Annotated in this window: 10 protein-coding genes and 2 tRNA genes; 10 read left to right on the forward strand and 2 right to left on the reverse strand. The window is 56.5% G+C overall.

Annotated features, from left to right (window positions below; all coding sequences use genetic code 11):
* Positions 1–175: 175 nt before the first annotated feature.
* Positions 176–260: transfer RNA gene (locus LKR43_RS09845), tRNA-Leu, on the reverse strand.
* 116 nt (positions 261–376) lie between these two features.
* Here LKR43_RS09845 and rnr point away from each other — a divergent pair.
* The 10 genes from rnr (at position 377) to LKR43_RS09895 (ending at position 10,178) form a co-directional block, all read left to right on the forward strand.
* On the forward strand, positions 377–2,836 hold the full coding sequence (gene rnr / locus LKR43_RS09850; protein WP_227683887.1) for a ribonuclease R: 2,460 nt from the start codon (positions 377–379) through the stop codon (positions 2,834–2,836).
* Positions 2,837–2,982: 146 nt separating this feature from the next.
* Positions 2,983–3,732, forward strand: coding sequence for a 23S rRNA (guanosine(2251)-2'-O)-methyltransferase RlmB (gene rlmB, locus LKR43_RS09855; protein ID WP_227683888.1), 750 nt, complete (start codon positions 2,983–2,985; stop codon positions 3,730–3,732).
* A gap of 42 nt (positions 3,733–3,774) precedes the next feature.
* The gene (locus LKR43_RS09860) at positions 3,775–5,004 is read left to right on the forward strand and encodes a cystathionine gamma-synthase family protein (RefSeq protein WP_227683889.1); all 1,230 of its coding nucleotides are present in this window, start codon (positions 3,775–3,777) and stop codon (positions 5,002–5,004) included.
* A 333-nt stretch (positions 5,005–5,337) separates the two neighbouring features.
* Positions 5,338–5,610, forward strand: coding sequence for an HU family DNA-binding protein (locus tag LKR43_RS09865; protein WP_113931454.1), 273 nt, complete (start codon positions 5,338–5,340; stop codon positions 5,608–5,610).
* A gap of 145 nt (positions 5,611–5,755) precedes the next feature.
* Positions 5,756–5,831 (forward strand) — tRNA-Val (locus LKR43_RS09870).
* A 236-nt stretch (positions 5,832–6,067) separates the two neighbouring features.
* Positions 6,068–6,982: an energy transducer TonB gene (locus LKR43_RS09875; protein WP_227683890.1), complete on the forward strand. Its 915-nt coding sequence runs from the start codon at positions 6,068–6,070 to the stop codon at positions 6,980–6,982.
* A gap of 13 nt (positions 6,983–6,995) precedes the next feature.
* Positions 6,996–7,871, forward strand: coding sequence for a MotA/TolQ/ExbB proton channel family protein (locus LKR43_RS09880; RefSeq protein WP_227683891.1), 876 nt, complete (start codon positions 6,996–6,998; stop codon positions 7,869–7,871).
* Positions 7,872–8,372, forward strand: a complete 501-nt coding sequence (locus LKR43_RS09885) for a biopolymer transporter ExbD (protein WP_227683892.1) — start codon at positions 7,872–7,874, stop codon at positions 8,370–8,372.
* A gap of 47 nt (positions 8,373–8,419) precedes the next feature.
* Positions 8,420–9,094, forward strand: a complete 675-nt coding sequence (locus tag LKR43_RS09890) for a response regulator transcription factor (protein ID WP_227683893.1) — start codon at positions 8,420–8,422, stop codon at positions 9,092–9,094.
* Positions 9,075–10,178: a HAMP domain-containing sensor histidine kinase gene (locus tag LKR43_RS09895; protein WP_227684103.1), complete on the forward strand. Its 1,104-nt coding sequence runs from the start codon at positions 9,075–9,077 to the stop codon at positions 10,176–10,178. The genes LKR43_RS09890 and LKR43_RS09895 overlap by 20 nt, the downstream gene beginning before the upstream one ends.
* 23 nt (positions 10,179–10,201) lie before the next feature.
* On the opposite strand, the gene LKR43_RS09900 is transcribed toward LKR43_RS09895, so the two are convergent.
* Positions 10,202–10,726 carry a hypothetical protein gene (locus LKR43_RS09900; protein ID WP_227683894.1) on the reverse strand — a complete coding sequence of 175 codons (525 nt, stop codon included), beginning with the start codon at positions 10,724–10,726 and terminating at the stop codon, positions 10,202–10,204.
* Positions 10,727–10,803: the final 77 nt, after the last annotated feature.

Genomic DNA, 10,803 nt, shown 5'->3' on the forward strand with positions numbered 1-10,803 from the left:
GCGTATGGATTCAGGAACTTTGAGAATTACCGTATGAGAGTCTTGGCTCAATGCGGTTGGAATGGTGTAATTAACCGAGTGTGATGAATGCCCTGATCCCCCGATAACGGAGTAGAGCCCACAAAACAAAAACCCCGTAAATCAATGAATTACGGGGTTATCTGTTACTACTGAGTGGTGCCCAGGAGAGGACTCGAACCTCCACACCTTGCGGCACATGGACCTGAACCATGCGCGTCTACCAATTCCGCCACCTGGGCATAAAGTGTATGCTAGCGCTTTACCGTGTTTGCGATAATACTGCTCTTTGCGTTTTGCACAACATCTTTAAGAGGCGCAAAGTATAACCCATATTTTTAATAAATGGAAATCACCGTTGATCAAACGATCTAAAAAAGACACAAACACCCACGAAAGTGGCTCCAGGCATGAGTTGCCGCCGGATTTCGATCCGGATGTGCCCAGTCGGGAAGTCATTTTGCAGTATTTGCGCGCCAATCCGGCACCCGTTGCACCCGAGGTGCTGGCAAAGGCTCTCGGCAGTTCCGCCGCATCCGTTGGGTTCGACCGTCGCCTGAAAGCCATGGAGCGCGATGGTCAGGCTTTCTTCAATGCACAGGGTCAGGTGCTTTTGAACAATCAGCTGGAATTCATTGCAGGCAAGGTGCAGGGGCACCGTGATGGTTTCGGGTTTCTGCTGCGCGACGACGGCGGCCCCGATCTATTTCTTTCCCCGCATGAAATGCTCAAGGTTTTGCACGGCGATCGTGTTTTGGCAAAACCCGACGGCGAGTACCGGGGCAAGCCCGAGGCCACTATTGTTGAAGTGGTCGAGCGGCGTACCAACAAGCTGGTAGGGCGTTTTCTTAAGGAACGTGGCGCCTTTATTGTTGCGCCCGAAGATCAGCGGATCAAGCACGACATCCTGATCGCCTCGTCCGATACAGGCGGGGCCGAGCACGGGCAGGTCGTAACTATTGAAATCCTGCAACAGCCCACGCGTCATACGCAGCCTTTGGGGCGGGTGGTGGAAGTGCTGGGAGAAATCGATGATCCCGGCATGGAGATCGAAATTGCAGTGCGCAAGTTCGACGTTCCGCATGAGTTTTCCGAGGCCACGCTGCAACAGGCTGCAAAGATCCCCCCCACAGTCAAACCGTCCGAACTGAAAGGCCGTATCGACTTGCGTGACATTCCATTCGTCACCATAGATGGCGAAGATGCGCGTGATTTCGACGACGCCGTATTTTGTATGCCTGTGGATCTGGGCACTGAAAAGCGCAAGCGCCCCGGATGGCGTTTGCTGGTTGCTATTGCAGATGTCAGTCATTATGTACGGCCGGGCGACAGTCTGGACGACGACGCCATAGACCGTGGCACCAGCGTGTATTTTCCGCGCAGGGTCATTCCCATGCTGCCCGAGTCCTTGTCCAACGGAATTTGTTCGCTGAATCCCGATGCCGACCGCCTGGTGCTGGTATGCGATATGGTGATTGCAGCCAGTGGAACCAAGGCGGGCAGTATTACCGCCTACCAGTTTTATGAAGCGGTCATACATTCCCACGCGCGTACTACCTATACCGATGTTTGGGCGGCGTTGCAGCAGCCGGGCGGTCCGGCAGGGCAGGCCATGCTGCCTGTCTTGCCTCATATACAGAACCTGTACGAGCTCTATCAGCTGTTTGCCCAGGCCCGTGTCAAACGCGGGGCCATAGATTTCGACACACTCGAGACCCGTATAGTTTGCAATCTGCTGGGCAAGATCGAGCGCATCGAGGCATATTCCCGCAATGATGCGCACAAGCTCATTGAAGAGTGCATGCTGGCAGCGAATACGTGCGCGGCCGAGTTCATGAAGCGTAACAGGCGCCTGGGGCTATATAGGGTGCACGAAGGCCCTACGCCTGAAAAACTGAAAACCTTGCGCGACTATTTGCGCAATCTGGGCCTGACCCTCGGGGGTGGCGATGATCCCACCACGACCGATTACGCCCGCCTGATCAAAGAGGCGCGCCCTCGTCCAGACTTCGAGGTCATACAAACCATGTGCTTGCGCTCATTGCAGCAAGCCATCTACAGCCCGGAGCAGTCCGGACACTTTGGCCTGTCCTACGATAACTACGCCCATTTCACATCGCCCATAAGGCGCTATCCCGACTTGCTGACACATCGGGTCATCAAGGGCGTCCTGCATGACAAGCGCTATATCCCCCAGCTTGACGATATCTCAGCTGCCGCCGCCTTGCCCAAAGGCGAGCGCGAACACGCCATATGGGAAAAATTGGGGCTGCTCTTGTCAGCCCGCGAGCGTCGTGCCGACGATGCCTCGCGCGATGTCGAGGCATGGCTAAAGTGCTGGTTTGTCAAAGAGCATGTGGGCGAGGTGTTCAGTGGTCGGGTCACGGGCGTTGCCAGCTTTGGTGTTTTTATTACGCTCGATACCTTGTATGTCGAGGGGATGGTGCATGTCTCCGAGCTCGGATCCGACTATTTTCAGTACAACGAAGCGATGAATGAATTGCGGGGCGAGCGTACCGGTATCCGTTACCGTCTGACAGATGCTGTCCAGGTGCAGGTGTCACGGGTTGATCTCGAGGCCCGTCGTATTGAGTTCCGCCTGGTCAAGGGCACGGGTTTCAAACAGCTGAAAGCTTCCATAGAGCCCGAAGCATCAGGAGCCCGGCGCGTCAAGCGGGCTGCATCGACAAAGCCTCCGGCCCTGAAGGGCACGACCGCGCAACAGCGCAGGGCGGCTGCCAAGCGTAGTGCCAAGGCCGCGGCCTCAGGCAAAACCAGCAGGTCAGGCAAAGGCAGTAAAACCAGCCGCAAACGCTGAGTTGCGGCTCCTTCGGTGTGAGCGCATCGCGGCGCCAGGCCAAGCGCGATAAAATACAGCTGCCTGTTTCAGGCTCACATGGCAGTGCCATCCGTTGATTCGGGTGGCATGCCATGCACCCATCAAGCCTATTTCAAAGGAAAACAATGTCGTCTCATCAGGTTCTGGCCGGTTTTCATGCCGTGGTTGCCCGCTTGCGGCATGCGCCAGACTCCATCAAAGAGCTGTACGTTGAAGCGTCCCGACGTGACAAGCGCATGCAAACGTTTATTGAACAGGCCCAGGCGGCCAATATCCGTGTGCGTCCGGTTCCTGCCGAGCGGCTCGACGGGCTGGCCCGGGGTACCCGTCATCAAGGCGTTGTGGCGCTGGCCGAAGCGCGCGAGATTGCAGCCGATGTCGATGAAGTGCTTGATTTGCTGGAAGACAAGGGCGAACCGGCGTTGCTGTTGATTCTGGATGGCGTGACCGACCCGCATAATCTGGGGGCATGTCTTCGAACCGCAGATGCTGCGGGCGTGCATGCCGTTATCGCACCAAGAGATCGTTCGGTCGGGCTGAACAGTACCGTTCAGCGGGTGGCGTGCGGAGCGGCCGAAACAGTCCCTTATATTATGGTGACCAATCTGGCCAGAACGATGCGTAACCTGAAGTCGCGCGATGTCTGGCTGGTTGGCACAGACGACCAGGCTACCGGCAACTTGTATCAGGTTCAGGCCCGTCGTGCGATGGCGTGGGTGATGGGAGCCGAAGGTGAGGGCATGCGCCGCCTTACCCGGGAAACCTGCGACGAACTGGTAACGATACCCATGCTGGGGTCGGTGGAAAGCCTTAACGTCAGCGTAGCCAGTGCAGTATGCCTATATGAGTCGGTGCGTCAACGCACCACTGTCTGAGTCCACCAGCGACCCGTCATTTCACTTACTTCTTTTCCCATCATGGATAAAAACGGCTTTACCACCACAATAGTACATTCCGACCGACGAGCCTCGGTCGAGCACGGCGCCATTCACAAGCCCATGCACCCCTCATCGGAATACGCGTTTGCCGACGCTCGGGAATTGGCGGCTGTGTTTCAGGGCAAGGCTGGTTTTACTTACGCGCGTCAGGGCACGCCCACCACGACGGCGCTTGAGCTCAAGGTCACGCAGATGGAAGGCGGAACGGCGACGGTCAGCTTTGCAACCGGCATGGCCGCCCTGGCCGCCATCTTTTTTACCCTGCTCAAAGCGGGCGATCACCTGATCAGCAGCAAGCATATTTTTGGCAATACAAATAGTCTGCTTGGAACGCTGGCAGGTCTTGGTGTGCAGGTAACCCTGGTTGATGCGACCGACGCCCGCAATCTCGAGCAGGCCTGGCGTCCGGAAACCCGCATGGTATTTACCGAGGCTTTGGCAAATCCCGGAACACAAATCGCTGACCTCGCGGCGATAGGTGAGTGGTGCAAAAGCAAGGGTCTGGTATATGTAGTCGACAGCACACTGGTGACGCCGTTGCTATGCCAGGCCAAAAACGTGGGCGCGTCCCTGGTGATGAACTCCTTGTCCAAACATATTGGCGGACATGGTAATGCCTTGGGTGGTTCGGTTACCGATACCGGTCTCTATGATTGGTCGGCTTATCCAAATATTGCTGAGCCCTATCGCAAGGGCAATCCCACTTCCTGGGGCTTGACCCAGATCAAGAAAAAAGGGCTGCGCGATATGGGGGGCACATTATCCTCGGAAGCGGCGCACCGCCTGGCGACCGGTGCGGAAACATTGTCTTTGCGTATGCACCGGATTTGCGAGAACGCCCTGGCATTGGCGCAGGCCTTGAGCCAGCATCCCAAAGTTGCCAGGGTGCATTATCCGGGCCTTCCCGATCATCCCCAGCACGAACGTGCCCGACAGCTGTTTGGTGGCTTGTATGGGGGCCTTATGGGCATCGAGCTGATCGACGATCTTGATGTATTCGAATTCCTGAATCGTTTGCGTGTTCTTGCGCTGGCCACGCATCTGGGCGATAACCGGACACTCGTGTTGCCCATGGCGCACACCATTTACTATGAAATGGGCCCCGAGACAAGGGCTTTGATGGGTATTTCCGATAACTTTCTGCGTGTGTCTATAGGTATAGAAGATATTCAAGATCTTATCGGCGATTTTGAGCAGGCCCTGGTGTAATTATTGCCTGAGCCTTACATCCGTTCCGGCCATGGCATCGAACGCCTGGCAGGTGCTGCCGGCACGTGTGCAAAAAATCGTCAATGTTGCAGTGTAAAAGTATAAAAGTCAGCAACGATGCGGGTTTTGGGAGCTTTTTCGCTTGACACGCTCCTTATTCAAAGGCTTAATACGCGGTAGCCAACCAAGACTGCTTTGCTGTGATGCAAGCTGGTTGTGCTCACAGGATCTTTTGTGAGTAGTACGAATTGCGTCCTTAAGTATTTTTCAATCAAATGCCGGGCCAGCCGTCAGGCGGCGTCGGCTAAAAATAATTTTTAGGGGTAAACCTTAATGAACAAAACCGAGCTCATCGAACACATTTCCACCAAAGCAGATTTGTCGAAGGCCGATGCAGGCCGCGCACTTGAAGCGTTCATCGGTGCCGTCAAAACAACGCTGAAGAAGAAGGGCAGCGTTACGTTGGTCGGTTTTGGCACATTTGCTGTTTCCGAACGCGCTGCACGTACAGGCCGTAATCCTCGCACTGGTGAAGCCATCAAGATCAAGAAAGCCAAGGTGCCTAAGTTCCGTCCTGGCAAGGCACTGAAAGACGCCGTTAACTAAACTACCCGGCAATTGCATTTTGCGGCGCGATGATATATAATTTTTTTCTTATCGCGTTTTGCAGCAAGTGCAATACCCGAATTTGCATAGGTTTACCGGCCAATAGCTGGTTCGTATGAACAATTGGTTTATACGAATGCAAAAAGGGTGCTTAGCTCAGCTGGTAGAGCGGCGCCCTTACAAGGCGTAGGTCGGCGGTTCGAACCCGTCAGCACCCACCACTTAAAGCAAAACGAAATCAGGCACTTAAGGCAACTTAAGTGCCTTTTTTGTTTTTCAGCTTCAGTGCTTGTTTGTCGTTGGCAATAACGTTGATAAAACGCAAAACCTCGCCAGTAAGGATCCCGGATTTATTATTGCGAACAATTCGCATTATTGTTAATATATTCACCTCGAATAAGTAGCAGCTGTTAGTTCACGACGCCGACGCTGTTCAACCCTTACTATTGCTGGATACATGTCGCGTTTTCGTGCCCAACCCAAGTCCTCGTCCATGCTTGTCAAAGTGTCGGGAGCTATTATTGTCGTGGGCCTGCATCTGGCGGTGGTTGCGGCCATCATTAGCGCCAAGCCGCCTGCCAAGCCCGAGCTTGAACTGCCAGAAACTGTAGAAATACGCTTTGTCGAGATCGCGGACGAGGTCGTTGATGCTGCGCCGAATATCGAGCAGCCAGAAGAGCCCGTCGAGGCCGAGATTCCTCCGCCGGAAGAGATTCCTTATCCGCCGCCTGAACCTGATATCACCCCGGAACCGCCCGAGCCCGAGCCCGAGCCCGAGCCAGAGCCCGTTGAGGCCGAGATTCCTCCGCCGGAAGAGATTCCTTATCCGCCGCCCGAGCCAGAGATCATTCCCGAGCCTGAGCCTGAGCCTGAGCCGGAAACTATCATCGAGCCCAAACCGGAGCCGCCGCCACCGCCGCCCAAGCCCAAGCCCAAGCCGAAACCGGAGCCACCCAAACCCAAGCCCAAACCAGAGCCTAAGCCTAAGCCGGTCATCAAACAGGCCCCTGCGCCCAAGGCGGCACCACCTTCGGGCAAGGCGGCAGCGCCTGCCGTTCCCAAGGCGCCGACCAAGCCGGTCGATCCAAACCGTCCGCGCATGATTGGTAAGGTTGACTATCAGGGCAAGCGGCCGATGCCGGTTTATCCGCGTGCGTCCGAACGGCGTGGAGAGCAGGGCAGAGTGGTGATTCGTGTGTTGATTTCTGCACAGGGAGGTGTAGTCAACGCTTCCGTGCGTACATCGTCGGGCTATAGCAGGCTGGATGAGGCTGCTCTAAAGGCCGCTCGGTCGGCACGCTTTAAACCTTACACGGAGAACGGCATTGCCTATAAAGCCATGGCCGATATCCCTTTTGATTTTGTTTTATAGGACCTAAGCAACCATGTTCGATTTACTAAATAGCGCGATGCATGTGCTTGCACAACTGGGTGAGGCAGCGCCCGCTGTGCAATCGGGCGCAGCCGAGGCCGCGGGTCTGGCTGTTTCTGCAGCGCCTGCCGCTCCGGTGGGCACCACGGCTGCAGATGTAGCCCAGGGTGGCATGCTGCACTTTATCGCCGGCAGCGATATTGTCGGGAAAACACTTTTCGGAATTCTTGTGCTGATGTCGTTGATCAGCTGGTATCTGATTTTCGTAAAGTCGTTCACCAACATGCGTGTCCAGATTCGATCCAACAAGTTCTTGCGTGAGTTCTGGGCAGCCAGCTCGCTGGAGCAAGTCGAGAATGAAATTGCCACGCATGGTGCGAATGAACCGTTTGCCCATCTGGCCAGCCATGCCATTCATGCACGCAATCATCATGCCAAATACGGTGCGCTCAAGCTCGAAGAAAAAGGCTCTACCAGTGCATTCATTACGCGCACGATACGCAAGGTGATCGATGAAGAAACCGCCAGGCTTGAAAATGGCCTGACGGTACTGGCATCGATAGGTTCCACCGCGCCATTTGTAGGCTTGTTTGGTACGGTCTGGGGGGTTTACCATGCCTTGGTCGGAATAGGCCTGTCCGATGGCGTGACGGTCAACCGGATTGCGGGTCCTGTAGGCGAAGCGCTCATCATGACTGGACTCGGGCTGGCTGTTGCGATTCCGGCAGTGCTGGCTTATAACGGATTTGTTCGCGGTAACCGTGTTTATCTGGCTCGTCTCGACGCCTTCGCGCATGATTTGTTTACTTTCCTTTCTACCGGGCAGCAGGTCCATGAAACGTCGGGCAAGACGCGTCGCGTAACGCTTGCCGCTTCCAAGGGTGAATAAATGGCATTCGGCAGCTTTGACAATGGCAACGGGCGAAGCCATGCAGTCTCCGAGATCAACATGGTCCCGCTTATAGACGTGATGCTGGTTCTGCTGGTGATCTTCATCATCACTGCGCCTTTGCTCAGTCATTCCATCAAGATCAATATCCCTCAGGCAACGGCACAGCCCGTAGAGCAGGAGCCCAAGATTGTCGACCTTGCGGTTGATGCCGACGGCATGCTGTTCTGGAACGAGCAGCCCATAGGCATGGATGAGCTTAAAGAGCGATTTGCGGCTGAAGCTGCGCTTGACCCGCAGCCCGACCTGCGTATACGCGCCGACCTGAACACGCGTTATGAAGTGCTGGCCCAAGTCATGAGCAGCGCACGCACCGCAGGAATGAAGCGGCTGGGCTTCATTACACGGCCCGGCGCCGACGCGCAGGCCGGGGCTGACGTGCCGTCCGGTACGCCGGCAGCAGCACCGGCTCCAGCACCAGCGACGGCTGCGCCGGGCTGATGCCTTTCTGATCGGCACGGCGTGGTACTTCGATATAGAATCACGGAATGCGAGTTCTAGTTATTGAAGACGATACGACGCTGGGTCACGCCCTGCAGGAATTTCTGGTTGAGCAGGGTTACGCTGTCGACTGGCTGGCCGATGGCGATCAGGTGCCGGGCGCGGTGGCTGGTCAAAGCTATGATCTGCTGCTGCTCGACCTTAACCTGCCCGGACAAAGCGGGCTCGAAATCCTGGCCAAACTACGCGCCGCCGGCGAGCAGGTTCCCGTACTTATCCTTACTGCACGTGATGGTGTGGAAGACCGCGTTGCCGGGCTGGATGCGGGGGCGGATGACTATGTCACCAAGCCCTTTGAACTGAGCGAGCTGGCCGCCAGGGTACGCGCTTTTGGTCGCAGGCGAGCCGGGCAGGCGCAACCCTTTATCGAAGCGGGCCCGTTGCTGTTTGACTCGGTAGGGCGCGAGGTAAGGGTAAACGGCGAACGCTTGTCCTTGTCGGTGCGCGAGATTTCGGTACTCGAGATGCTCATGGCACGCGTCGGTCGAGTCGTGACCAAGCGCCAGATTGTCAATTCCTTGTCAGCCTGGGATGCAGACTTCAGCGAAAATGCCGTCGAGGTCTATGTATATCGCCTGCGCAAACGGCTGGAAGGAACCGGCGCCACCATACAGACCGTGCGTGGTTTCGGTTATCTGCTTGATGTGGAAAGTGCTGGCTAAGCTTCGCGCGGCGGTGCCGCCGCCAGGGTCTCTGGCCCGCCATTTGGTATTGCGGCTTTTTCCTGCCGTTATCGTGCTGGTTATCCTTGACCTGGCTGCCACCTGGGTCATGACGCGCAAGATCGATTTTGATACCTGGCTGCTGCGGGATATTTTCTGGGCCATGATTCTCAGCCAGATTATCCTGATTTCGATTTTTGCCTGGGTGCTGATTTCAGGTGTTCGCTCCGGCCTGGCCTCCATTAACCGTTTGTCACACGAAATTTCCCAGCGCTCGGTCGACGATTTGCAGCCACTGGACATGGCTGGCCTGCCTGCAGAAGTGGCACCGTTGGTTACGCACTTCAATGATTTACTACTGCGACTGGATGATTCCATGCAGGCTCAGAAGCGCTTCATAGGTCAGGCCGCCCATCAGCTGCGTACGCCCCTGACCGGACTCAAGCTCGAGTCTGAACTCATGTTGACCCGCAACTTGCCCGATGACGTGCGCGAGCGTGCAGAGCGTATCAAGTCCGTGAGTGACCGAATGATCAGGCTGGGGCAACAGTTGCTGGTGCTGGCCAAAGCTGACCCCAGTGCCCGGCGCCCGCAGGACAGCTTCAAGCGTATGGATTTGTGTGAGTGGGTCAGGGTCAGTGGTGCCGAGTGGATACCTGCGGCCAGAGCGCAGCAGATCGACCTGGAGTTGTCAGCACCTGACGAACCAGTCTGGGTAGACGTCGACCCCTTGCTGCTGGAGGAACTGCTCAGCAACCTGATCGACAATGCCATGCGATATGGCGTGGGAGCTACGGTGATCACCCTCAGAGTGACTGCAAACCCTCCCTCTCTTTCCGTCGGAGATAACGGACCAGGCATAGATCCGGCAGATGCCACGCGGGTTTTTGAGGCTTTCTATCGCTCGCCGCGCGCAGGTGCGGGGGGATCGGGGTTGGGACTGGCCATCGTAAGGGAAATAGCGCGCGCGCATGGAGCCTGGTGGAATCTGGTCAGCAGACCAGAATTCCCCGGTACCCGCATCACGGTGGTATTTCCGGGCCCGCGAATAGGGGCCAGACTAACCCGGCAAGAGCAGGAATAGCTGCTTGCCGGGGAAATGGGAATTTACTGTGAGTTTCCCGGCATGGGGCTGACGTGGGTGCCCGGGACGGGTATTGCCGGGGTTGCCGGTGAGGCAGGCATTGCCGGTGTAGCCGGTGACGTTGTCGGAGCGGCTGGCATTGTGATGGTTGTTTCACGCAGCACGCCACCACCACCGACGCTGCCGGTAACTGTAGTGGACTGTGTAGCGGTGTTGGGTGCCGACATCTGCAGCAGGCAATCTTCACGCTCGCTGGCCGGCAATGCTTCGCATCGCTGGGTCTGGTTCTTATCGTAAGCCTGGTTGCTGCTGGTCAGGCGATGACGGTTGGCTTCATCACGGGCGGCGCCGGCTTCCTGCAGGCAGGTAGCTTTGTCCTGGTTGGTTTGTCCCGAGTTGCAGCGCTGTACATCCAGCTCGTAGCGGGCCTGAATGTCGGCAGACGAAGCGCTGCCGGCTGCGAAAGCTGCCGGTGTGGCAAGGCATGCACCCAGCGCGCAGGCAACCAAGAGGCGGCGCGCGGGAAAATCCGGTCGAGTATGCATCATGTACGTACTCCTATGATTCAGGTTTGTTTCCTTCCGGGTAGAAGGTCTGTGTACAGTATATAAGCCTGGATTGCAGT

The sequence above is a fragment of the Pusillimonas sp. MFBS29 genome (genome assembly GCF_020687695.1).
In the GTDB taxonomy this organism is placed as follows: domain Bacteria; phylum Pseudomonadota; class Gammaproteobacteria; order Burkholderiales; family Burkholderiaceae_B; genus Pusillimonas_C.

What these genes read in the sequence shown, in the direction of transcription:
- LKR43_RS09865 (WP_113931454.1), top strand. Translation starts at nt 5,338, where the DNA reads ATGAACAAAACCGAGCTCATCGAACACATTTCCACCAAAGCAGATTTG.
- LKR43_RS09900 (WP_227683894.1), bottom strand. Translation starts at nt 10,726, where the DNA reads ATGATGCATACTCGACCGGATTTTCCCGCGCGCCGCCTCTTGGTTGCC.
- LKR43_RS09885 (WP_227683892.1), top strand. Translation starts at nt 7,872, where the DNA reads ATGGCATTCGGCAGCTTTGACAATGGCAACGGGCGAAGCCATGCAGTC.
- LKR43_RS09875 (WP_227683890.1), top strand. Translation starts at nt 6,068, where the DNA reads ATGTCGCGTTTTCGTGCCCAACCCAAGTCCTCGTCCATGCTTGTCAAA.
- LKR43_RS09860 (WP_227683889.1), top strand. Translation starts at nt 3,775, where the DNA reads ATGGATAAAAACGGCTTTACCACCACAATAGTACATTCCGACCGACGA.
- rlmB (WP_227683888.1), top strand. Translation starts at nt 2,983, where the DNA reads ATGTCGTCTCATCAGGTTCTGGCCGGTTTTCATGCCGTGGTTGCCCGC.
- LKR43_RS09895 (WP_227684103.1), top strand. Translation starts at nt 9,075, where the DNA reads ATGTGGAAAGTGCTGGCTAAGCTTCGCGCGGCGGTGCCGCCGCCAGGG.
- LKR43_RS09890 (WP_227683893.1), top strand. Translation starts at nt 8,420, where the DNA reads ATGCGAGTTCTAGTTATTGAAGACGATACGACGCTGGGTCACGCCCTG.
- LKR43_RS09880 (WP_227683891.1), top strand. Translation starts at nt 6,996, where the DNA reads ATGTTCGATTTACTAAATAGCGCGATGCATGTGCTTGCACAACTGGGT.